The 22,578-nt window shown below is 67.2% G+C and carries 20 protein-coding genes, 4 tRNA genes and 1 riboswitch; of the genes, 9 read left to right on the forward strand and 15 right to left on the reverse strand.

Annotated features, from left to right (window positions below):
* Position 1: 1 nt before the first annotated feature.
* From ACFIMZ_RS05380 to ACFIMZ_RS05390, 3 genes are all read right to left on the reverse strand, one after another.
* Positions 2-78: transfer RNA gene (locus tag ACFIMZ_RS05380), tRNA-Arg, on the reverse strand.
* A 60-nt stretch (positions 79-138) separates the two neighbouring features.
* A tRNA-Arg gene (locus tag ACFIMZ_RS05385) sits at positions 139-215 on the reverse strand.
* Positions 216-276: 61 nt separating this feature from the next.
* A tRNA-Arg gene (locus tag ACFIMZ_RS05390) sits at positions 277-353 on the reverse strand.
* A 130-nt stretch (positions 354-483) separates the two neighbouring features.
* On the opposite strand from ACFIMZ_RS05390, the gene greB reads away from it, so the two are divergent.
* Positions 484-1,047, forward strand: a complete 564-nt coding sequence (gene greB / locus ACFIMZ_RS05395; RefSeq protein ID WP_431821734.1) for a transcription elongation factor GreB — start codon at positions 484-486, stop codon at positions 1,045-1,047.
* Positions 1,048-1,133: 86 nt separating this feature from the next.
* Here the strand turns inward: greB and ACFIMZ_RS05400 are convergent, their stop codons facing one another.
* Positions 1,134-2,279 (reverse strand): porin, encoded by a 1,146-nt coding sequence (locus tag ACFIMZ_RS05400; RefSeq protein WP_431821735.1) that lies wholly within the window; start codon positions 2,277-2,279, stop codon positions 1,134-1,136.
* Between the two features lie 503 nt (positions 2,280-2,782).
* On the reverse strand, positions 2,783-3,049 hold the full coding sequence (locus ACFIMZ_RS05405; protein WP_431821736.1) for a hypothetical protein: 267 nt from the start codon (positions 3,047-3,049) through the stop codon (positions 2,783-2,785).
* 395 nt (positions 3,050-3,444) lie between these two features.
* On the opposite strand from ACFIMZ_RS05405, the gene ACFIMZ_RS05410 reads away from it, so the two are divergent.
* Together ACFIMZ_RS05410 and ACFIMZ_RS05415 are read left to right on the forward strand one after the other, a co-directional pair.
* Positions 3,445-3,648 (forward strand): cold-shock protein, encoded by a 204-nt coding sequence (locus ACFIMZ_RS05410; protein ID WP_010091695.1) that lies wholly within the window; start codon positions 3,445-3,447, stop codon positions 3,646-3,648.
* Positions 3,649-3,796: 148 nt separating this feature from the next.
* Entirely contained in the window at positions 3,797-4,924 is a 1,128-nt protein-coding gene (locus ACFIMZ_RS05415; RefSeq protein ID WP_431821737.1) for an exonuclease domain-containing protein, read from the forward strand.
* 54 nt (positions 4,925-4,978) lie between these two features.
* Here ACFIMZ_RS05415 and ACFIMZ_RS05420 read toward each other — a convergent pair whose 3' ends face one another.
* Both ACFIMZ_RS05420 and ACFIMZ_RS05425 read right to left on the reverse strand, forming a co-directional pair.
* On the reverse strand, positions 4,979-5,572 hold the full coding sequence (locus ACFIMZ_RS05420) for a chorismate mutase (RefSeq protein ID WP_431821738.1): 594 nt from the start codon (positions 5,570-5,572) through the stop codon (positions 4,979-4,981).
* Positions 5,573-5,793: 221 nt separating this feature from the next.
* Complete coding sequence (locus ACFIMZ_RS05425; protein WP_431821739.1) at positions 5,794-5,940, reverse strand: hypothetical protein; 147 nt, start codon at positions 5,938-5,940, stop codon at positions 5,794-5,796.
* Positions 5,941-6,137: 197 nt separating this feature from the next.
* On the opposite strand from ACFIMZ_RS05425, the gene ACFIMZ_RS05430 reads away from it, so the two are divergent.
* The 4 genes from ACFIMZ_RS05430 to ACFIMZ_RS05445 all read left to right on the forward strand — a co-directional run bounded on the left by ACFIMZ_RS05430 (position 6,138) and on the right by ACFIMZ_RS05445 (position 10,738).
* Positions 6,138-6,527, forward strand: coding sequence for a DUF2946 domain-containing protein (locus ACFIMZ_RS05430; RefSeq protein ID WP_431821740.1), 390 nt, complete (start codon positions 6,138-6,140; stop codon positions 6,525-6,527).
* Positions 6,528-6,645: 118 nt separating this feature from the next.
* Positions 6,646-9,015 carry a TonB-dependent receptor gene (locus ACFIMZ_RS05435; protein WP_431821741.1) on the forward strand — a complete coding sequence of 790 codons (2,370 nt, stop codon included), beginning with the start codon at positions 6,646-6,648 and terminating at the stop codon, positions 9,013-9,015.
* The gene (locus ACFIMZ_RS05440; RefSeq protein ID WP_431821742.1) at positions 9,003-10,262 is read left to right on the forward strand and encodes a sialidase family protein; all 1,260 of its coding nucleotides are present in this window, start codon (positions 9,003-9,005) and stop codon (positions 10,260-10,262) included. Before ACFIMZ_RS05435 ends, ACFIMZ_RS05440 begins: the two co-directional genes overlap by 13 nt.
* Positions 10,259-10,738, forward strand: coding sequence for a TlpA family protein disulfide reductase (locus ACFIMZ_RS05445; protein ID WP_431821743.1), 480 nt, complete (start codon positions 10,259-10,261; stop codon positions 10,736-10,738). The genes ACFIMZ_RS05440 and ACFIMZ_RS05445 overlap by 4 nt, the downstream gene beginning before the upstream one ends.
* An 88-nt stretch (positions 10,739-10,826) precedes the next feature.
* Here ACFIMZ_RS05445 and ACFIMZ_RS05450 read toward each other — a convergent pair whose 3' ends face one another.
* From ACFIMZ_RS05450 to ACFIMZ_RS05470, 5 genes are all read right to left on the reverse strand, one after another.
* Entirely contained in the window at positions 10,827-11,081 is a 255-nt protein-coding gene (locus tag ACFIMZ_RS05450) for a GlsB/YeaQ/YmgE family stress response membrane protein (RefSeq protein ID WP_029226457.1), read from the reverse strand.
* A 313-nt stretch (positions 11,082-11,394) separates the two neighbouring features.
* Positions 11,395-11,733: a hypothetical protein gene (locus tag ACFIMZ_RS05455; RefSeq protein ID WP_431821744.1), complete on the reverse strand. Its 339-nt coding sequence runs from the start codon at positions 11,731-11,733 to the stop codon at positions 11,395-11,397.
* A gap of 122 nt (positions 11,734-11,855) precedes the next feature.
* A tRNA-Thr gene (locus tag ACFIMZ_RS05460) sits at positions 11,856-11,931 on the reverse strand.
* Between the two features lie 206 nt (positions 11,932-12,137).
* Entirely contained in the window at positions 12,138-13,151 is a 1,014-nt protein-coding gene (locus tag ACFIMZ_RS05465; RefSeq protein WP_431821745.1) for a class 1 fructose-bisphosphatase, read from the reverse strand.
* Positions 13,152-13,253: 102 nt separating this feature from the next.
* Positions 13,254-14,186: a LysR substrate-binding domain-containing protein gene (locus ACFIMZ_RS05470; protein ID WP_431821746.1), complete on the reverse strand. Its 933-nt coding sequence runs from the start codon at positions 14,184-14,186 to the stop codon at positions 13,254-13,256.
* Positions 14,187-14,301: 115 nt separating this feature from the next.
* Between ACFIMZ_RS05470 and metE the strand changes: the two genes are divergently transcribed.
* Complete coding sequence (metE, locus tag ACFIMZ_RS05475) at positions 14,302-16,605, forward strand: 5-methyltetrahydropteroyltriglutamate--homocysteine S-methyltransferase (RefSeq protein WP_431821747.1); 2,304 nt, start codon at positions 14,302-14,304, stop codon at positions 16,603-16,605.
* A gap of 105 nt (positions 16,606-16,710) precedes the next feature.
* On the opposite strand, the gene pepN is transcribed toward metE, so the two are convergent.
* Positions 16,711-19,404 carry an aminopeptidase N gene (pepN, locus tag ACFIMZ_RS05480; protein ID WP_431821748.1) on the reverse strand — a complete coding sequence of 898 codons (2,694 nt, stop codon included), beginning with the start codon at positions 19,402-19,404 and terminating at the stop codon, positions 16,711-16,713.
* Between the two features lie 186 nt (positions 19,405-19,590).
* On the opposite strand from pepN, the gene ACFIMZ_RS05485 reads away from it, so the two are divergent.
* On the forward strand, positions 19,591-20,286 hold the full coding sequence (locus ACFIMZ_RS05485) for a DUF4136 domain-containing protein (RefSeq protein ID WP_431821749.1): 696 nt from the start codon (positions 19,591-19,593) through the stop codon (positions 20,284-20,286).
* Between the two features lie 49 nt (positions 20,287-20,335).
* Here the strand turns inward: ACFIMZ_RS05485 and ACFIMZ_RS05490 are convergent, their stop codons facing one another.
* Positions 20,336-20,908 (reverse strand): TMEM165/GDT1 family protein, encoded by a 573-nt coding sequence (locus tag ACFIMZ_RS05490; protein WP_059483129.1) that lies wholly within the window; start codon positions 20,906-20,908, stop codon positions 20,336-20,338.
* A gap of 79 nt (positions 20,909-20,987) precedes the next feature.
* Positions 20,988-21,126: riboswitch (yybP-ykoY riboswitch) on the reverse strand.
* Between the two features lie 72 nt (positions 21,127-21,198).
* A complete protein-coding gene (gene guaD / locus ACFIMZ_RS05495) occupies positions 21,199-22,512 on the reverse strand; it encodes a guanine deaminase (RefSeq protein WP_431821750.1) in 1,314 nt (437 codons plus the stop codon).
* Positions 22,513-22,578: the final 66 nt, after the last annotated feature.

The raw sequence follows: 22,578 nt of genomic DNA on the forward strand, positions 1-22,578 counted from the left end.
GTGGCGCGGCTGGCAGGATTCGAACCCACGACCCCTTGGTTCGTAGCCAAGTACTCTATCCAACTGAGCTACAGCCGCACGCAAAGCGGTACTACTTCAACTGTCGGAACCTTCTGCGATGGGAAGGCCCCCAAAAAATGGCGCGGCTGGCAGGATTCGAACCCACGACCCCTTGGTTCGTAGCCAAGTACTCTATCCAACTGAGCTACAGCCGCACGCAAAACGGTACTGCATCGAACTGAAAGGGCCTTCGATTCGGAAGGCCCTCGAAATTAGTGGCGCGGCTGGCAGGATTCGAACCCACGACCCCTTGGTTCGTAGCCAAGTACTCTATCCAACTGAGCTACAGCCGCACGCAGAAGAGGGATTATAGCAGGGCCGCGTAAAAAGGGAAGCCTTATTCGCAAATTGTTGGGCACGGGCTTGCCGGCCGGTCCATCGTGTACCCTTGAAGTATCTGCAATTCATGTTTGAACGTGCACCATGAACAAGGCGTTTGTCAAAGAGTCGGACGGCGACGACGACGATCTCGACCAGGCCCAGACGGCGATCCCGGCGGGCTCGAAAAATTACATCACGCCCGCGGGGCACAAGCGCCTCAGGGACGAGTTGCTGAACCTGATCGACGCAGAGCGGCCCGAAGTCGTGCGGCTCGTGTCGTGGGCGGCGTCGAACGGCGACCGCTCCGAGAACGGCGACTACATCTACGGCAAGCGGCGGCTGCGCGAGATCGATCGGCGCATCCGTTTCCTGACGAAGCGGCTCGACATCGCCGAGGTGGTCGACGCGAGCCGGCAGGAGAACACCGACCAGGTGTTCTTCGGTGCGACCGTCGACTATGCGACGCCGGACGGCGAGAAGCATACGATCACGATCGTCGGCATCGACGAGGTCGATCTCGACCACGGTCACGTGAGCTGGATCTCGCCCGTCGCGCGCGCGCTGCTGAAGGCGAAGATCGGCGACACCGTCACGCTGATGACGCCCGCCGGCCCGCAGCCGATCGACGTGCTCGACGTGCACTACCCGGAGCCGGGCGCGGCTTGAACGCGTCTGCGCTGCCGCACAACGAAAAAAGCGCCCCGGCTGGGGCGCTTCGTGATGCTGCGGCGGACAGGGCGGTCCGGCGACGCTCAGAAGCGGTGGCGCAGGCCGGCCGTGACCGCGACCTGCTTGTCGCTCGATGAAGCCGTGCCGAGACCGTTGATGTTCGCGCGGAGCGGCAGGCCATCCGAATTGACCTTCTGGTATTCGCCCTGCAGATAGACGTCGGTGCGCTTCGACAGCGCGTAGGCGGCCTGCAGGTTGAACTGATGCCATTTCGGCGACTGGCCGACGAGGCGCCCGTCGGTGTACGTGTACGAGCCGGCGAGCGACAGTGCCGGCGTCAGCGCATAGCGGCCGTTGATTTCATAGTTGTTGAAGCGGGTGCCGCCCGACAGGCCCGTGATGCCGCCCGACACGCCCGATTGGCCGGCACTGATCGCGACGCTGTCGGTCAGGCGCGTCTGCGTGAACACGAAGCCGGCCGTTGCCGGGCCGAACGAGTAGTTCAGGCCCGCGCCCCAGGTGCGCTGACGGCTGGCCGCGAACGTCCAGTCGCCCGCGACTGCGCCGGGATCGCTGACCGCCTGCGCCAGTCCGTTCACGTTGTTGTTCAACTGCATGTACGCGGCCGCGACGTTGAAGCCCATGAAGCTGTACGACGCGCCGACGCTGTATGCGCGGTTGTTCGCGAAATTGCTCGAATTCGAGAATCCGTACAACGCGCCGAACTTCAGGCCGTTGTAGTCCGCGCTCTGGTACTTGACCGCGTTGTTGATCCGGAACGAGTTGTTCAGGTTGTCGTTGTCGAACGGGTGCGCGAACTGGGTGCCGCCGTATTGCGTGCCGGTCAGCGACAGCGGGCCGAGATAGTCGACGACGCTGTCGTACTGGCGGCCCAGCGTGACCGAACCGTACACGTTGTGCGAAAGCCCGACGAACGCCTGGCGGCCGAATTCGCGGCCGTTCTGCTTGAGCGTGCCGTTATTGATGCCGAAGCCGTTTTCCAGCGTGAAGATCGCTTTCAGGCCGCCGCCGAGGTCCTCGGTGCCGCGCAGGCCCCAGCGGCTGCCGTTGACCGAGCCGGTCGTTTGCTGCCAGGCGCTGTGGCCGCCTTGGTTATTCGTGTAGGTGATGCCGGCGTCGATCAGGCCGTACAGCGTGACGCTGCTTTGTGCGTGCGCGGCGGTCGCGAACACGCCAGACAGTGCTGCAACAACCAGGGTCTTTTTCATTGATTTGTCTCCAAACCGGATGATGGGAAGCGAACCTGTTGCTGGCCCAGGCGTGGCGCGTGGCTTCTGCGCTGATGCCGGACGGGCTTGATACCCTTTGTCTCAAAATTCAATTGAAGTGTAAGGAGCGGCCCCGAGCGGGGAGGGGGGTACTTTAAGAAATACTGTATTTAGAATTTAGCAATGATGGGCGGGTGGCTCGGAAGCCGTGTCCATCAAGGGTTTGCTGCATCGCCGCGAGAATTCGGTGTGACGCGGCGGCGCAGTCGGGCGTTGCGCGGCCGCGACAGGCGGCTATCCGGCGACGCCTATTGCACGAGCGCCATTATTGTCGCTTCGGCAATAGAGGTTTGTGCGGAGCATGGATAATGAAAGGATGTTATGTCGCTATACTGCGATCTCTGCTTTCCGAAGCAGACTTTTTCGTTGACGGAAAAGATCTCCAAACCTTTGTCGGCGCGACTTTCCAGTCGCGCTTTTTTTTCGTCCGTCGGTTTCGCTTCCTATTGTTCGTACAAGCGGCGCCTGCGCCTGCGGGGCGGCGGCGTGTCCTTGGCTTCGGCGGGCGGCGGCGTGTATGCCCAGTCTTCCATCACGTAATGACGCGCATCGAGCGGCGACGCCAGCAGGTTCTGCCAGTGGTCGCCATGCCACGTCGTATCGAATTCGGCCTCGCAAGGCTGTTCACGTGCAGGGTCGGCAAGGGCGCGGGACTTCCTGCGGACGCGGCCGAGCCGGCTCGCGAAGCGCTTGATTCCGTCCAGCCACATGGCTTTCTCCGTCGCGTGGGTGTGGCTTCAGCATCGCAACGTCGTTCGTGATTTGCAACCCGTAGAAATACCGAGCATTTTACCGATTCGATTCGACCCCGGTAGGTTTTTCCCGGCGTGGATTATCGGTGAATCGTGCAAGGTAACAATGACGGGATTTGGTGCGAAATCTAATTGCAGAAGCGGATCAGGTACCGATTCCATTGGCAATAGCGTTATTTTTATAAAGCGTTCGATAAAAATCCACTTGACGCACCTGGATTTTCCAATTTATAAAGTCAGCACTCCGTCCTCGGGGCGGCGTATATGGCTGAAATCAGATGCGACGCTTCGGGATTTCGGGAAACGGCTATAAAAAATAGCTATTTTGATCAAATCGAGTGGGGAACGAAGGTATGGATACCGGTATCGTGAAATGGTTTAACGATGCTAAAGGTTTCGGTTTTATCACGTCAGACAATGGCGGTGAGGATCTGTTTGCGCACTTTTCCGAAATCAAGATGGATGGCTTCAAAACGCTGAAGGAAAATCAGCGTGTTTCTTTCGACGTGAAAGTCGGGCCGAAAGGCAAGCAGGCTGCGAATATCCAGGCGATCTGACGCGCCACGCATTGCTGATCACGTCCGAGCCCCCGCTTCGTCGGGGGCTTTTTGCATTCAGGTGCGGAATCGTGATGCGTGGGTTCACGCTGGCCGTGGACGGGCCTGCCGGTGCATACTCACGGAAGCGTCGCTTTCCTGTTCATTCATGTCCGATTCCCGTTCGACCGATCCCGCCTGCGAGCAACCGCTCGTCTTCGTCGACCTCGAAACCACTGGCGGCTCATCCGCCGAGCACCGCATCACCGAAATCGGCGTGGTCGAAATCGGCCCGCTCGGCGTGTCGACGTGGACCTCGCTCGTCAATCCCGGGCAGCCGATTCCTCCGTTCATTCAGCAACTGACCGGCATTTCGGAGGCGATGGTGCGCGATGCGCCGTCGTTCGCATCGCTCGCGCCCGCGCTGTTCGATCGGCTCGACGGCAAGCTGTTCGTCGCACACAACGCCAGCTTCGACCGCGGTTTCCTGCGCGCCGAGTTCGAGCGCACCGGGTTGGCATTCAATCCTGACGTCCTGTGCACCGTGCGCTTGTCACGCGCGCTGTTCCCGCGCGAATCGCGGCACGGGCTCGACGCGCTGATCCAGCGGCACGGACTCGTGCCGTCCGCGCGGCACCGGGCGCTCGCGGATGCCGACCTGCTGTGGCAGTTCTGGCGCCAGTTGCACGAGACCGTGCCGCTCGAGCGGTTGCGCGACCAGATCACCCGCACGACACGCCATTTCCGCCTGGCGGGCGGACTGACCGAGGCGTGGCTCGACACCGCGCCGGCGGGATGCGGCGCCTATGCGTTGTTCGGCGAAGCGGACGAACCGCTCTATGTCGGGCGCAGCGTGCGGGTGCGGCAACGGCTGCGTGCGCTGCTGACCGGCGAGCGGCGCTCGTCGAAGGAACTGCGGCTCGCCCAGCAGGTGCGGCGCGTCGAGTGGCGGGAGACCGGTAACGAACTCGGCGCGATGCTCGCCGAAGCGCAGTGGATTGCGCGGTTGCGTCCGACATCCAATCGTCGTCCGGCCGACGCGGCGCGCGCGGGTGCGGTGGCGCCGTGGCCGTTCGACGGCGCGGTCGCGTTCGAGGCGCACGGCGAGCGCCGGCTGTTTCACGTGATCGATGGCTGGCGCTATCTCGGCGCGGTGGAGACGCTCGACGCAGCCGCGCGGCTGGCCGTCGACGAAACGGCCGGGACGTTCGAGCCCTCTACCTATCGGCTGCTGCAGACGCACCTTGCGCGCGGCCTGCAACTGATTCCCCTGGCCGCGCTCGCGCCTGCGGGTTAGGGCGCGGCGCGCGCCGATCAACGGCCACGGCCGCCGCAAGCGCTGGTTGACGCGTCAGCCGATCGCGCTTGCGCCGCCCGCCGCGCACACATGCGACAGCGCTGTGTTGAGCGCTTGTGCCTGGTTCGCGTCGTAGCGCGTCAGCGCCTTCCAGTTGGCGATGCTGCGCGCGAGCCGCATCTGGCAGTCGGGTGCGGCCCGCAGCGGCTCGACCTGCGCAAGCCCGGTCAGCATCGCCTGCGTGAGCCGGTCGAGCTTCGGGCGTGTGCTGGTCGCGAGATCGGGCGGCGTGTCTTCTGGCGGCCGGGTCGCCCGCCACGTCGCGAACAGCGCGTTCTGCACGTCCTTGCTGGCCGTGATCTGATCCTCGAAGAACCGCCGGGCGAACGCCGGATCGATACCGGCCTGCGTCGCGCGCTTCTCGACGGACGCGAGCAGCGCGGCTTCACGCGGGCGATCCTCGATCGGCTTGCCGTTCGCCCACTTCCAGCGCGCGACCGGCTCGGCGAGCGCGAGGCGCTGAGAGGCAAGCGCGACGAGATTGGTCAGCGCCGTGTCGTCGCCGTCGGCGGCGGCGATGCGTGGCGAGGAGAAGAGGGCGAGGCCGAGCGCTGCCGCGGCGAGGCCGGCGCGAATTGCGTGCTTCATCGGAACGAGCGGGGACCGGGCGAGCCGGAAGTGGAAAACCAGAAGAATAGACGAAGACAGTCGCGCGGCGTGGCGACGCGACAGAAGAATCAGCGGACGAACTGATCCGGCACCGTCAGGTCGTTGCGACCCGGGTGCGATGCGTACGGCTGCGGAAACGCAGCGATGAACCGCACGATGTCGGCTTGCGGCACGTGGCGGTTACTGAGCGGAACGCCCGTTCACTTCGGCGAGTACAGCTTGTGCTGCTCGTCGAAGAACGCCCGCACGTGCTCGGGCAACTCGGCGAGGAATTCCACGCCAACGGGTTCCGGGTCCGGGCTCATCACTTGCTCCGGCGGCGGCACGCGGATCGGCTTTTCGTCCATGATCGTTTCTCCAACAGGTTCAATGATTATCAGCCTCGTGCACAGATTTATGCCAGCAACGAATCGTTAGATTTTGTCTCTGTTGTATTCGCGGCACATGTGTTTACCCGCTCGCGCCGATACCCGCCATACAGTCTGCGGAATCGGCAGGGGTCAGGCTGCTTGCTATACTTGCGCGCACTTTTCCCTGGACCGCGATGAAACGAACGACGCGATGGATCGGCCTCGTCTGGCTGGCGCTGGTACTGAACGTCCTGTCGCCCGTCGTCGGCTACGCGCGCATGGCGTCGAGCGGGTCGGGGGGGCTCACGCTCGAACTCTGCAGCGCGGCGGGTGCCCGCCAGGTCGTGCTCGCGCAGTCGGGCGACGATCGCAACGCGTCGTCGTTCGATCATGCGGGCGTGCCGCATTGCGTGTACTGCCCGGGCTTCGCCGCCAACGTCGCGCTCGGCGCAAGCCTGCCCGCGCTGCCGGGTTTCGTGCGGGCGTTCGCGGTCCGCACGCCGGCCGTGTCTCTTCCCGTCGTCACGCGCAGGGGCATCCGTCTCGCCCAACCGCGCGCTCCGCCTGAAATCGTCCCGATCTGATTCCGCGCGCGCCTGACGGCGCGCTCCGCACGCGGCGCCGGCCGCGCGCCGCGCCGTATCGTGCGCGGCGTGTGGTCGGCGCCCGGCGGCGTTCGATCACGTTTTCAGGAAACCATCCATGTCATTCACCGTTGCCGCGCGGCCGTCGCGCGGCCCGGTCGCGCTTGCCTGCGCGGCCGCTTTCGCATGGCCCGCCGCCTATGCGGCGCAGCCGGACGGCGTGCGCGTCGACCCGATCCAGACGCCGGCCCCGCAGGCAAGCCGCGCTGCCGTGCCTGCGCCTGCAGCCATCCCGCCCGCGCCAGTCGAGGCCGCGGCCGGCGACACGCTCACCGCCGTCAGCGTGACCGCGCAGCGGCAGCCCGTCGACCCCGACACGCCGGCTGTCATCGAATCGATCTCGCGCGACCGGATCGACGCGCACACCAACGTCAACACCGAGGACGCGCTGAAGTACGCGCCGAACCTGATGGTGCGCAAGCGCTACATCGGCGATCGCAACGCGGTGTTCGCGGGGCGCGACTTCAACGAGCTGCAGAGCGCGCGCGGGCTCGTCTATGCCGACGGCTTGTTGCTGTCGAACCTGCTCGGTTCGAGCTATGCGTACCCGCCGCGCTGGTCGCTGATCCCGCCCGACGACATCGCGCGGGTCGACGTGCTCTACGGCCCCTTTTCCGCGCTGTATCCGGGCAACGCGATCGGCTCGACCGTGCTGCTCACGACCCGTCGGCCGGAGCGGCTCGAGGCGTCGCTGTCGACGCAGTTCTTCACGCAACGCTACCGCGACGGCTACGGGTTCGCCGACAGCCTGGGCGGCAACCACCAGACCGCGCGGATCGCGAATCGCGTCGGCCGCTTCTGGTTCGCGCTGTCACTCGACCGCCTCGAAAACAACGGGCAGCCGATGCAGTATGCGAGCCCGAACGCGAGCTACAACCCGAAGCTCGGCCGTGCGGTGCCGGTCACCGGCGCCGCGACCGACGTCGGGCCGAACGGCAAGCCGCGCACGATCGTCGGCGCGCAGTCGATCGAGCGCACCGAGCAGATCAACGGGACGGTGCGGATGGGCTACGCGTTCACCGATCACGTCGACGCGACGCTCACGCTCGGCCACTGGGAGAACCACTACCGGCAGCACGGCGAGACCTTCCTGCGCGACGCGGCGGGCAACCCCGTGTACGGCGGCAACGTGTCGATCGGCGGGCAGAACATGACCGTTGTGCCGAGCGCGTTCGCGCCGCAGCGCGGCGACCAGGAGAACTGGCTGTACGCGCTCGGGTTGAACGGGCGGCTCGATTCCGGCTGGCGGCTGTCGGGCGTCGTGTCCGCGTACGACGTGTCGCGCGACGTGCTGCGCGCGGCGTCGACCGCGCAGGGCGGCCCGGGCACGCAGTTCCAGGGCGACGGCACCGGCTGGCGCACGCTCGACCTGAAGGCGGAAGCGCCGGAGGTGAAGGGGCATACCTTCACGTTCGGTTACCACTACGACAACTATTTCCTGCGCAACGTCACGTTCAACACGGCCGACTGGCAGGCCGGGCCGATCACGTCGCTCGCGAGCGTCTATCGCGGCGACACGCGCACGCAGGCGCTGTTCGCGCAGGACGCGTGGCGCTTCGCGCCGGGATGGCTCGCGACGCTCGGCCTGCGCTACGAGCGCTGGGACGCCTACGGCGGCGCGCTCGGCAACGCGAGCGGCACGTTCGGCTATGCGGATCGCAGCGCGAATGCGCTGTCGCCGAAGGTCGCGCTGCAGTGGGATGCGACGGACGTCTGGCGCGTCCGCCTGTCGTTCGCGACCGGCACGCGCTTTCCGACGGTCGGCGAGATGTTCCAGGGCTCGATCTCGAACAACGCGATCGTCAACAACAACCCGAACCTGCGGCCGGAAAAGGCGATCGACTGGGACTTCACGGCCGAGCGCGACGTCGGCGCCGGCGTCGTGCGCGCGAGCGTGTTCCAGAGCGACCTGCGCGATTCGATCTACAGCCAGACGACGGTGTCGGGCGCGTCGACGGTCACGAACACCTCGAACGTCGATCGCGTCCGCGTGCGCGGCGTCGAACTGGCGTTCAGCGGCCAGAACGTCGGGCTGAAAGGGCTCGACATCGATGCGAACGTGTCGGCGAGCAATGCGCAGATCCTGTCCGACGCGGCGAACCCTGCGTATGTCGGCTCGCGGTTTCCGCGCATTCCGCGCATGCGCGCGAACCTGCTCGCGTCGTACCGTTTCGACGAGCACTGGCTCGCGAGCGTCGGCGTTCGCTATTCCGGACGTCAGTTCAACATGCTCGACAACAGCGACGTGAATCCGGACGTCTACGGCGGCACCAGCTCGTTCACGGTCGTCGACCTGAAGGCGCGCTACCGCTTCGACCGGCACTGGGTCGCATCGGTCGGCATCGACAACCTGACGGACCGCCGCTACTACGTGTTCCACCCGTATCCGGGCCGTACTTTCTATGGAGAACTGAAATGGTCGCTGTGAAATCGTTCGCGGCAGGCTGTGCGCTCTGGCTCGCGGCGCTGTCGGTCGCCGGCGCGCATGAGGCGGCGAAGCCCGCCGATCCGCATGCCGCGCACATGGGCATGCAGGCGGCGCCCGCTGCGCAGAAGCAGCCGCTCGCAACGGGCGCCGCGTTCGATGCGCGGCATCGGCTGTGGGTTGCGTGGGTGGAGGGCGAGCATGTGACCGTCGCACATTCCGACGACGCGGGCCGCACGCTGTCGGCGCCCGTCACCGTCAACGCGATGCCCGAGCCGATCTATACGAGCGCCGAGAATCGCCCGAAGGTCGCGACGAGCCCGGACGGTCGCGCGATCTACGTATCGTGGTCGATGCCGCTCGACGCGCCGTACACGGGGATGGTGCGCTTCTCGCGCTCGCTGGACGGCGGCGCGACGTGGAGCGTGCCGATCACCGTGCACCGCGACCGGCAGATGATCACGCATCGCTTCGACATGATGGCGGTCGACCCGGCGGGCCGGATCTATCTGGCGTGGATCGACAAGCGCGACCTGGGCGCGGCGAGGGCGGCCGGGCAGGCGTACGACGGCGCGGCCGTCTATTACGCGGTGTCGCGCGACGGCGGCGCGTCGTTCGAGCCCGAGCGCAAGGTCACCGATCACACGTGCGAATGCTGCCGGATCGCGATGGCGATCGATCCGGCCGGGCGCGTCGTGGCCGCGTGGCGCAACGTGTTCCCCGGGCAGATCCGCGATCACGCGCTCGCGGTGCTGCCCGCGCCGGCCGACGTGCCGGTCGCGCCGCTGCGCGCGACGTTCTCGAACTGGCACGTCGAGGCGTGTCCCGATCACGGTCCGGCGCTCGCGATCACGGCCGACGGCACGCGCCATCTCGCGTGGTTCGGCGTCGTCGACGGCCGTGCCGATGTGTTCTATTCGCGGATCGGCGCCGACGGGCAGCCGCTCGGCGTCGCCTGGGCGTTCGGTGCGAATCCGGCCGCGCCCGGCGAGCAGGCGTCGCACGCGGCACTTGTCGCGCGCGGCGACGTCGTATGGCTCGCGTGGAAGGCGTTCGACGGCGACACGATGCAGATCAAGCTGCGCCGCTCGGACGATCGCGGCGCGCACTGGTCGGACCCGCGCGTGATCGCATCGACGTCGGGCGCGAGCGACAACCCGCAACTGCTCGACGACGCGGGGCGTGTCTATTTGTCGTGGCGCACGCGCAATGACGGTTATCGCCTGATCGCGGTGGAGGGCGGGCAATGAAGCGGTTGCTCGTGCTGGCGACCCTCGCGGTCTGGTGCATGTCGGCGCTCGCGGGCGCGCTGCGGCCGCTGCGCGCGGCTGACGTCGGGCGGCTGTTCGAGACCGCGCGCGAGCAACCGCTCGCGATCGAAATCTGGTCGCTCGACTGCGGCTACTGTCGCGAGAACGCCGCACATCTCGTCGCGTGGCAGCGCCGTCACCCGGAGGTGCGCGTCGCGATGATCGCGATGGATGCGTACGACGAGAACGGCGCGGCGATCGAGCAGGCGCTCGCGCAGATGAGCCTGCCGTCGCACGTCGCGCAGTACGCGAACGCCTACGCGATGCCGGAACGCCTGCGCGCGGCGCTCGATGCGGGATGGCGCGGGGAACTGCCGCGCACCGTGTGGATCGGCCGCGATGGCGTGCGTGACGCGCGCAGCGGACTGTTGACGCCTGCCGTGCTCGACGGCTGGCTGCGCGGGACGCAGCGTTGAGAGGGAGGGGGCGCGCGGCGTTCGCGCCGCGCGCCGGTGAAGCGCACGCGCGCCCGCAGGCGCGCGTAGAGGACTGTCGAGCGGATCGTCAGGCCGCTCGCCTGAACAGCCGGATCACGAACAGCAGGATCACTGCGCCGATCACCGCGATGATCACGGAGCCGATGAAGCCGCTGCCGATATGGATGCCGAGCAGTCCCGCGAGCCATCCGCCGATGACTGCGCCGACGATCCCGACGATGATGTCGACGATGAGCCCGAAGCCGCCGCCCTTGACGAGCACGCCGGCAAGCCAGCCGGCGATCGCGCCGATGATGAGCCACATTATCAAGCCATGAGTCATGGTGGTCCTCTCCTGGTAACGAGTCGAAATGACCGGACGTCATGCGGGAACCGGCAACCCGGTATGGGTCGCACGTCGATCTCGCAGCGCCGCCCCCGCAATGTAGCGCGATAGACGGGTCAGAATCGTTAAGTAATGTTATGCACCCCGATCCGGATTTTCCAAGGAATTTGTCAGTGCAAAGCGGCAGAGGCGGGGTGAAATGAGTCTGTAAGAAAAAAGGGCGACGCGCGTGCGGGCGCTTCGTGATTGGAAAGGAATGCGAAGTGATTGGGCATGCGCGGCCGATGCCGGAGCCACTGAGCGGGGATCGTTAGCGGGCTGCGTTCGTTGCCTTTTGGGCATCGCAGCGAACGATGTTCGCGAATGCGGCGTTCGCTATCCAGATCAGGCCATACGTCCCGTGTATGCCGATGTTCCTCAGGCCGTAGAGGTCCAACGTCCATTCGGATGCGCGGAGACCCCAGATCAATGCCGCGCTGCTTCTTGTCGAGCCGTCGACCGGGTCCGCCCATTTGGGCATGACATTCGACTGCCGATAGTCGGCGAGACAGAACGCCGGCCGCGCAACGTCATCGTCCGCCAGATGAGCCGTCGTGATCGCAGGGATGAGCAGCAGGCAGAGGCAAAGTACGCCTTGTATCTTGTTCAAGGTGTCGTTCGCTGATTAGGGGGAGGGGGTCTCATGTCGCCCCGACGCATGGCGTCGGGATTCGCTGTTGATGCCTGGAAAGTAAAAAGGGCTTAGCCTTGCGGCTAAGCCCTTGAATACTTTGGTGCCGGAGATAGGAGTCGAACCTACGACCTTCGCATTACGAATGCGCTGCTCTACCAACTGAGCTACACCGGCAGCAGAGAAATGAAATTATACGGTGGAATCTTCGATCTTGGCAATAGGTTTTGCGAAAAATTTTTCAGCTTTTTTCAGCTGCTTCGCAAAACCCCTGTTTCGACAGGTCTTCCGATTTCATTTCACCGCGATGTGACCCCGTAGAGCCGCATCGCGAGGCGCGATTGTACGTGCGTCTTGCCCGCACGTCCAGTGCTGCAGTGCAATCAATTGCCTTCGGTGTGATACGCGGTCACGCGCTCGACTTCGTTCTTCGAGCCGAGGAACACCGGCACGCGCTGGTGCAGGCCGGTCGGCTGCACTTCCATGATGCGCTGCGTGCCTGTCGTCGCGGCGCCGCCGGCCTGCTCGACGATGAACGACATCGGGTTCGCTTCGTACATCAGGCGCAGCTTGCCCGGGCGGTCCGGCGTGCGCTTGTCGGCCGGGTACATGAAGATGCCGCCGCGGTTCAGGATCCGGTGCACGTCGGCGACCATCGAGGCGATCCAGCGCATGTTGAAGTTGTCGCCGCGCGGGCCGTCCTTGCCGGCGTTCAGTTCGTCGACGTAGCGCTTCACCGGGTCATACCAGTGGCGCGCGTTCGATGCGTTGATCGCGTATTCGCGCGTCTCCGCCGGGATCTGCATGTTGCTCTGCGTGAGCACCCACGAGCCGACTTCGCGATCGAGCGTGAAGCAGTTCACGCCGTTGCCGGTCGTCAGCACGAACACCGTCTGCGGGCCGTACACCGCGTAGCCGGCCGCGACCTGCTTCGTGCCGGGCTGCAGGAACGACTGCTCGGTCGCCTGCTGGCCGTCCGGGCAACGCAGCACCGAGAAGATCGTGCCGATCGATACGTTCACGTCGATGTTCGACGAGCCGTCGAGCGGATCGAACACCAGCAGGTATTCGCCGCGCGGGTAGTTCGCCGGGATCGGGAAGAACGTCTCCATTTCCTCGGACGCCATCGCGGCGAGGTTGCCGCCCCATTCGTTGGCGTCGAGCAGGATTTCGTTGGACAGGATGTCGAGCTTCTTCTGCACCTCGCCCTGGACGTTCTCGCTGCCGGCGGTGCCGAGCGCTTCGCCGAGCGCACCCTTCTGCACGTTGTAGCTGATCGCCTTGCACGCGCGGGCGACGACTTCGATCAGGAGGCGGAGGTCGGCGGGGAGGTTGTTGGTCTCACGCTGCTGTTCGATCAGGAACTTGGACAGCGTGGTGCGGCGGGCAATGGACATGACAGACTCCGAGAGGCCAAATGAATCCTTGAATTGCCGCAATTTTACCCGCCGCGTCCCGGGCCCCACGGGCTTTTTTCGTCCGGTTACACGGCCGGGCGGTCACAGCAGCTCGATTTCCGGCAGCGCCACGGCGCACGTCGCGCGCATCGTCGATACGAAATCGGCCGCGTACGGCCGCGACGAAAACGCGGGCAGCGTGGCCGCGTACAGCTCGCCGGACAGCGTCGTGCCGTCGCCGCGCAACACCGGGCGCGCGCTCACGTAATGCTTGTCGAGATAGGTGGCGACCGCCCACAGCGGCAGCGCCGCGACGCCGCGCCGGCTCGCGACGAGCTGCAGGATCGCGACCGTCAGCTCCGACGTGCGCCGCTTCGGCGCGATGCCGGCCGGCACGAGGACCTGCCGCATGATGTCGAGCATTTCGTCGGGGACGGGGTAGGTGATCAGCGTCTCGGTGCGGAAATCGTCGGCGGAAAGCGCGGGCTTCGCCGCGAGCGGATGCGCGTTGCCGACGAGGCCGACGATCTGGAAGCGGAACAGCGGATGATAGTCGACCGCCTCGGCCGGGTCCGCCTCCGCGACGATCGCGAGATCCGCGCGGTCCTGGTGCAGCAGGCCGACCGGGTCCGCATGGAAGCCCGACACGATGTCGAGCTCGACTTCCGGCCAGCGCTGCCGGAACGCGTCCATCGCCGGCATCAGCCAGTCGAAGCAGGTATGGCACTCGACGGCGATCCGCAGCGTGCCGCCCGTGCCCTGCGCAAGGCGCGCAATATCGCGCTCGGTCTCCTCGATCGCGGGCACGACCTGCTCGGCGAGCGCGAGCAGTCGCTTGCCGGCCGGCGTAAACGTCAGCGGCGCCGACTTGCGCACGAACAGCGGCAAGCCGAAGTGCGCCTCCAGCGCCTTGAGCTGATGCGACAGCGCCGACTGCGTGAGGCACAGGAACTGCGCGGCGCGCGACAGGTTGCCGGTGTCGCGCAACGCGATCAGCGTCTGCAGGTGACGGAATTCGAGCGGTGAGCGGATCATCGGCGGGCCTGCTTCACGATACGATGTTGAAAATTATTCATGCTAAATCGAAAAAACTTTCGTTTGAGTAATGATAGGGCAAATCCGATACTCGCCGGACTACTGGAGGATCGAGATGAGCACTGCACACGTATTGGGTTTCCCGCGCATCGGCGCGCAGCGTGAACTGAAATTCGCCCTCGAGCGCTACTGGCGCGACGGGCAGGGCGCCGACGCCGAGCGCGCGCTGGTCGACACCGGCAGCACGCTGCGCGCCGCGCACTGGGCCGCGCAGCGAGACGCCGGGCTCGACTGGGTGACGGTCGGCGATTTCGCGTGGTACGACCACGTGCTGACGATGCTCGCGCACATCGGCGGGCTGCCGGAGCGGTTCGGCTTCGATGCGCGCAGGCTGTCGCTGGCCGACTATTTCGCGGCCGCGCGCGGCAACGTCGCGCAGCCGGCGATGGAAATGACCAAATGGTTCGACACGAACTATCACTACCTCGTGCCGGAATACTCGCCGTCGACGACGTTCGGCGCGGGCGTCGAATGGCTGTTCGACGAAGTGCGCGAAGCGCAGGCGCTCGGCCATCCGGTGAAGGTCGCGCTCGTCGGCCCGCTGACGCTGCTGTGGCTCGGCAAGGCGCGCGACGGGCTGGCCGACCGGCTGTCGCTGCTGCCGCGCCTGCTGCCCGCGTATCAGGCGCTGCTCGCGCGCCTGAAGGCCGACGGCGTCGAATGGGTGCAGATCGACGAGCCGGTCTTCGCGCTCGACCTGCCCGGCGCGTGGCGCGACGCCGCGCGAGCCGCGTACGCCGAACTGGTTCCGCATGCGCCGCGCGTGCTGCTTGCGACCTACTTCGAATCGGTCGACGCGCACGCGACGCTGCTGAAATCGCTGCCGGTCGCGGGGCTGCACGTCGATCTGGTGCGCGGCGACGCGCAGCTCGACGCGATCCTTGCCGGCTATCCGGCCGACAAGGTGCTGTCGTGCGGGATCGTCGACGGGCGCAACGTGTGGCGCAACGATCTCGACCGGTCGCTCGCGCGGCTCGCGGCGGCGCGCGCGCAACTGGGCGAGCGGCTGTGGATCGCGACGAGCTGCTCGTTGCTGCACGCGCCGGTCGATCTCGGCAACGAGCCGAAGCTGGACGCCGAGCTGAAGCAGTGGCTCGCGTTCGCGGTGCAGAAGGCGCGTGAAGTCGCGGTGCTGCGCGATGCGTTCGTGAAGGGGCGCGAGGTCGTCGCCGGCGAGCTCGACGCGTCGCGCGCGGCGGCGCAGGCGCGCCGCACGTCGGCCCGCATCCACAACCCGCTCGTGCAGCGCCGCGTCGCCGCGCTGACGGATGCCGACGCGCGGCGCGGCGCGCACTACGGCGAGCGGGCGTGCCGCCAGCGCGCGCGCTTCCAGCTGCCGCTGCTGCCGACCACGACGATCGGCTCGTTTCCGCAGACCGCGGAGATCCGCAAGGCGCGCGCGGACTTCAAGGCGGGCTCGCTCGATCATCTCGGCTACCTCGAGGCGATGCGCGAGCAGATCCGCATCGCGATCGGCAAGCAGGTGCAGTACGGGCTCGACGTGTACGTGCACGGCGAAGCCGAGCGCAACGACATGGTCGAATATTTCGGCGAGCTGCTGTGGGGCTTCGCGATCACCGCGAACGGCTGGGTGCAGAGCTACGGGTCGCGCTGCGTGAAGCCGCCGCTGATCTACGGCGACGTGTTCTTGCCGGAGTCGATGACGGTCGGCTGGGCGCAGTACGCGCAAGGCCTGACCGACAAGCCCGTGAAGGGGATGCTGACGGGGCCCGTGACGATGCTGCAGTGGTCGTTCGTGCGCGACGACCAGCCGCGTGCGACCACCGCGCTGCAGATCGCGCTCGCGTTGCGCCAGGAGACGGTCGACCTCGAGCGCGCCGGCATCGGCATGATCCAGATCGACGAGCCGGCGCTGCGCGAAGGTCTGCCGCTGCGCGAGCGCGACCGCGCCGCGTATCTCGACTGGGCGGTGCGCGCGTTCCGGGTGGCGGCGTCGGGCGTCGCCGACGACACGCAGATCCACACGCACATGTGCTATTCGGAGTTCGGCGACATCCTGCCGTCGATCGCCGCGCTCGACGCCGACGTGATCTCGATCGAGACGACCCGCTCGAACATGGAGCTGCTCGACGATTTCGAATCGTTCGCGTATCCGAACGAGATCGGCCCGGGCGTGTATGACATCCATTCGCCGCGCGTGCCCGGCCGCGACGAGATGGTCGCGCTGATCGAGCGCGCGCTGGCGCGGATTCCCGCCGAGCGGCTGTGGGTCAATCCGGACTGCGGGCTGAAGACGCGCGACTGGCGCGAAGTCGACGCGGCGCTGACCGCGATGGTCGAGGCCGCGCGGATCGCGCGTTCGCGGGTGGAGGCGGAGGCGCCGGCCGTGTCGGCCTGAACCGGACCCGAACCCGGCCCGACCGGCCGGGGGACGTAAAAAAGCCGGCGCCGCATCGAGCGGCGCCGGCCTTGTCGCGTTTGGCCGACGCGGAAACGGGTCGCGTCAGGCGAGTGCCTTCTCGACGATCTCGCGCACGTCGCGTGACTTGGCGCCGGCGGCGACCTGCTCGAGCGCGGCCTTCATCCGCTCGCGCAGCGCGGGCGTGAAGCGGCGCCACAGTTCGAGCGAGCGTGCGAGGCGCGCGGCGACCTGCGGATTGATCGCATCGAGCGCCAGCACCTGCTCGGCCCAGAACGCGTAGCCCGAGCCGTCCGCCGCGTGGAACTGCGCGGGGTTCGCCGCGCAGAAGCTGAAGATCAGCGAGCGCGCGCGGTTCGGGTTCTTCAGGTTGAACGCCGGATGTGCGAGCAGCCTGCGGACCTTGTCGAGCGTCGGGCGCGCGGGCGTGCCGCGTTGCGCCGCCTGCATCGCGAACCACTTGTCGATCACCAGCGCTTCCTTTTCGAAGCGCCGGTAGAAGTCGGCCAGTGCATGCTCGGCCGGTTCGTTCGCGCCGGCCGCGGCGGCCGACAGCAGCGCGCCCAGCGCGGCCGCGCGATCGGTCATGTTGTTCGCCGCGTCGTATTGCGCGCTCGCGACGCGCACCGCGTCGGCCGGATCTTCCAGTTCCGCGAGGTAGGCGAGCGCGAGATTCTTCAGCGCGCGGCGGCCGGAGGCGTCCGGCGTCGGTTCATAGGCGCCCGGCGTCTGCTGGCCGTCGTACGCGGCGAGCCAGTCGGCGCGCAGCGCGGTCGCGAGCTGGCGGCGCACGAACTGGCGCGCGCGATGCACGGCGGCCGGATCGGACTCGGCCATCTGGTCGGCGAGGTAGGTTTCGGACGGCAGCGTCAGCGCGAGCTCGCGGAACGCGGGCGACAACGCGTCGTCGGTCAGCACGCGGCGGAACGCGGCGACGAAATTCTCGCCGAGCGCGAGCGGCTCGTTTGCGGCTGCGCGCGCGGCGAGCGTCAGCAGCGCGCGGGTCGCGAGGCGCTGGCCCGCTTCCCAGCGGTTGAACGGATCGCTGTCGTGCGCGAGCAGGAACGCGAGGTCGTCGTCGCTGTAGTCGTACTCGACGATCACCGGCGCGGAGAAGTTGCGCAGCAGCGACGGCAGCGGCTGCTCCGGCACATCGACGAACGTGAAGGCCTGTTCGGCGTCGGTGAATTCGAGCACGCGCGTCGTGCCGGCGGCCGCCGCCTCGCCGTCGAGTCGCAGCGGCAGGTCGCGGCCGTCGCGGCCGATCAGGCCGATCGCGAACGGAATCAGGAGCGGACCCTTCTGCGTCTCGCGCGCGGCGGGCGACGCGTCGCCGAAGCCCTGCGCGAGGGTCAGCGTGTAGCGGCGCGCGGCCGCGTCATACGCGGTCTTCACCGTCACGCGCGGCGTGCCGGCCTGGCTATACCAGCGCTCGAACTGTGCGAGGTCGCGGCCGTTCGCGTCCGCCATCGCGTGGCGGAAATCGTCGCAAGTGACGGCGTTGCCGTCGTGGCGCTTGAAGTACAGGTCCATCCCCTTGCGGAAGCCGTCGCGGCCGAACAGCGTCTGGTACATCCGCACGACTTCCGAGCCTTTCTCGTAGACGGTCATCGTGTAGAAGTTGTTGATCTCGACATAGCTTTCCGGGCGCACGGGGTGCGCCATCGGGCCCGCGTCCTCGGCGAACTGCAGCTGGCGCAGCACGCGCACGTCCTCGATGCGCTTGACCGCGCGGGCCGCGGCGTTCGCGTCGTCGCCCGCGGCCATGTCGGCCGAGAATTCCTGGTCGCGGAACACCGTCAGCCCTTCCTTCAGGCTGAGCTGGAACCAGTCGCGGCAGGTCACGCGGTTGCCGGTCCAGTTGTGGAAGTACTCGTGGCCGACGACCGATTCGATGTTCGCGAAATCGGTGTCGGTCGCCGTTTCCGGGTTCGCGAGCACGTACTTCGTGTTGAAGATGTTGAGTCCCTTGTTCTCCATCGCGCCCATGTTGAAGTCGCCGACCGCGACGATCATGAAGCGGTCGAGATCGAGCTCGAGGCCAAAGCGCTTCTCGTCCCAGCGGATCGAGTGGATCAGCGAATCCATCGCGTGGCGGGTCTTGTCGAGGTCTTGCGGCTCGACCCACACCTGCAGCAGCTTCTCGTTGCCGGAGCCGGCCGTGATCTTTTCCTCGATCGCGACAAGCTTGCCCGCGACGAGCGCGAACAGGTAGCTCGGCTTCCTGAACGGGTCTTCCCACTTCGCGTAGTGGCGGCCGTCGGGCAGCTCGCCGGAATCGACCAGGTTGCCGTTCGACAGCAGCACCGGGTATGCGGCCTTGTCGGCGCGCAGCGTCACCGTGTACGACGCCATCACGTCGGGACGGTCGAGGAAATAGGTGATGCGGCGGAAGCCCTCGGCCTCGCATTGCGTGAAGAAGTTGCCGCCCGACACGTAAAGGCCCGACAGCGTCGTGTTCTGGTCCGGCGCGCAGGCGCTGTCGAGCGTCAGCTCGAACGCGTCGGGCACGTTCTCGACGGTCAGCCCGCGCTCGTGCGCGCGCACGGCCGCGTGCGGCGCACCGTCGAGCGATGCGGCGACGAATTCGAGCGCCTCGCCCATCAGCTCCAGGTGCGGGGCGGGCGCGGCGTCGGGATTGCGGCGCACGCGCATCGTGTTCCTGACGATCGTGCGGGCCGGCGCGAGGTCGAATTCGAGCGCGACGGAATCGATGAGGAAGGCCGGCGGCGTGTAGTCGGCGCGGCGGATCACGGGGGAGGAGGCGTTGTCGGACATGGTCGTCGAGGTCGGTGGAATCGGGAACGGGCGCGCGGCGCGGGCCCGGCGAACCGGCCCATTGTACAAAGGCTTGAGTTTGCGTGCCGTGCGAACTTTTTACCGTTTCGGACAGTCCGCGTATTATCGGCATCCCGACCGTTTCGCGCGACGCGACGATCGGGTGACGGATTGACGAGGATGATCATGAGACGCGAACGGATTTTTCGCGGTGCAGGTTGGGCGGTGGCGCTGTGCGTGGCGCTGCTGGCCGGCTGCACCAGCTATGTGACGACGCAGGTCACGGCCTTCTCCGACTGGAGCGGCAGCGACGCGACACGCACTTATGCCTTCACGCGCAGCGACGCGCAGAGGAACAGCATCGAGCAGTCGACCTACGAGCCGATCGTTGCCAACGAACTGTCGTCGTATGCGTTCCGCCAGGTGCCGCAGGCGAGCGCCCGCTACCTGGTCGGGCTGACCTACGGCATCGGCAGCGACCTGGTCGCGGTGCCGCAGCCGGTCTATTACGACCCCTGGTTCCCCGGGCCGTACTGGCGGCGCGGGCCGTGGGGCCCGTGGGGGCCCTGGGGGCCGATGCCGACCGGCTACGTGAACCAGACGTATCAGGTGTTCGATTACACGCTCGGCATCCGCATCACCGAGCGCGCGACGGGCAAGGAAGTCTATAACGTGACCGCGCGCACGACCGGCGACAACGGCGCGCTGCTGTACGCGATGCCGTTCCTCGCGCGCAGCGCGCTCGCCGATTTCCCGCTCGGCAACGGCGCGGTCAGGACGGTGCGGCTGCCGGTCGACAAGAAGGGCGGGCCGGCCGCGCCGGCGGCCAACGAGCGCGCGGTGTCGGCCGCGCCGGCGTCGGGGGCGGCGGCGGTCAAGTAGCAGGCGATGGCGCTGCCGCGGCCGCCGGCCGGCCGCCGCGCCGCGCGGGTCATGCCCCGACGCCGAACAGCGCGAGCGCGCCGAGCACGACGAACAGCACGGCCGCGATGCCGTGCACGACCTTCGTCGGCAGGCGGTGCGCAAAGCGGTCGCCGAGCAGGATCGCCGGCACGTTCGCGAGCATCATCCCGAACGTCGTGCCGGCGACGACGCCGATGTAATCCTGGAAGCGCGCGGCGAGCGCGACGGTCGCAATCTGGGTCTTGTCGCCCATTTCGGCGAGGAAGAACGCGACCAAGGTCGCGCCGAACACGCCGAGCCGCGAGCGGTTCGCGTTGGCTTCGTCGGCGTCGAGCTTGTCCGGCACCAGGATCCACAGCCCCATCCCGATGAACGAGAACGCGAGCGCCCAGCGCATGATCGACGGCGTGACGAGCGCGCCGAGCCATTCGCCGAGCGCGCCCGCGAAGCCGTGGTTGACGAGCGTCGCGACCAGCACGCCGAGAATGATCGGAACGGGCTTGCGGTAGCGCGCGGCGAGCACGAGGGAAAGCAGTTGCGTCTTGTCGCCGATTTCTGCGAGGGCGACGGCGCCGGTGGAGATCAGGAAGGCTTGGGTCACGTACGGGGTTCCACGGGCCTGTTGCTATGCGTGCGAGCGACGATCCACGGCGCGCCCGGCCCTGATGCGGCGCACTGTGAACCATCGGTCTCGCCAGGCCTTCGGTGGCTGCGCCCGCCATGGCCGAACGGCCAAGTCTGTTGACGGACGCCTCCGTCACGATGCGCGCCGGTGGCGCGGGACATCGAGCGGAGCGGCTACTCCCCAATGAGGAGCGGATTCTAGCACGGCGTGCGCCGCGCGCAAAAGCGGTTCGGACACCGCATCGCGTGGCGCGCGCCGGCGTTCGGTCAGGCGGCGCGGCGCGCCGTGCCGCGCTCGTGCACGCAGCGGCCGGCCGCGTAGGTCCGGTACACGGCCCGGTCGTCGCCGAGCAGCGCGAACGCGAACAGCAGCTCCTCGAGCGATTCCGTGCGTTGCGTGCGGCGCGCGAGCAGCGGCGTCGCCTGGGGATCGAGCACGACGAAGTCCGCCTCGGTGCGCGGCGCGAGCGTGCCGACCGTGTCCGCGAGGTCGAGCGCCTGCGCGGCGCCCGCGGTCGCGAGCCAGAACATCCGCGTGGCGCTCAGGTGATGCCCCGACAGCCGCGCGACCTTGTGCGCCTCGTTCATCGTCTGCAGCATCGAGAACGACGTGCCGCCGCCGACGTCGGTCGCGAGCGCGACCGGCACGCCGTATTCGCCCGCCTTGTCGAAGTCGAACAGGCCGCTGCCGAGGAAGAAGTTCGACGTCGGGCAGTGCGCGACCACGGTGCCCGTCTCGGCCATCCGGCGGCGGTCCTCGTCGTCGAGATGGATGCAGTGGCCGTACACCGCGCGGCGGCGCAGCAGCCCGTAATGATCGTAGATGTCGAGGTAGCTGCGGTGGCCGGGGAACAGCTCGGCTGCCCATTTCACCTCGTCGACGTTCTCGGCGACGTGGCTCTGCACGAACACGTCCGGATGGCGGCGCGCGAGTTCGGCGCACGCCTCGAGCTGCGCCTCGGTCGACGTCGGCGCGAAGCGCGGCGTGAGCGCGTACATCTGGCGGCCGCGGCCGTGCCAGCGGCCGATCAGTTCCGCGCTGTCGTCGTACCCCGATTGCGCGGTGTCGCGCAGGAATTCGGGGCAGTTGCGGTCCATCAGCACCTTGCCCGCGATCATCCGCAGGTTGCGCGCGTCGCTCACCGTGAACAGCGCGTCCGCCGACTGCTTGTGCACGGTGCAGTAGACGAGCGCACTCGTCGTGCCGCACGCGAGCAGCTCGTCGACGAAGAATTCCGCGACTTCGCGCGCATGGTCGGCGTCGCCGAACTGCCGCTCGGTCGGGAACGTGTACTTGTCGAGCCACGGCAGCAGACCGGGCGCCGGCGACGCGATCATGTCCGTCTGCGGATAGTGGATGTGCGTGTCGATGAAGCCGGGCACGATCAGCTTGTCGCGCAGGTCGTGCACGAGCGCGTCGGGCGGCAGCGTCGCGGCGAGCCGCGCGTGCGGGCCGGCCGCGACGACCTTGCCGTCGTCGACGATCAGAAGGCCGTCGGTCTCGTAGTGCGCGGCCTGGTCGGATTGCGCCGGGTCGCCGCTGAAGGTCAGCAGCTGGGCGCGGAAAGCGGTTTGCGTCATGACGAATGGTCCTGCGTGGAAAAAACGATCAGCGTGGTGCGAGCGGCGGCGCGGGGCGGGTTGCGA

The organism is Burkholderia sp. F1 (genome assembly GCF_050813845.1).
Classification (GTDB): Bacteria; Pseudomonadota; Gammaproteobacteria; order Burkholderiales; family Burkholderiaceae; genus Burkholderia; species Burkholderia ubonensis.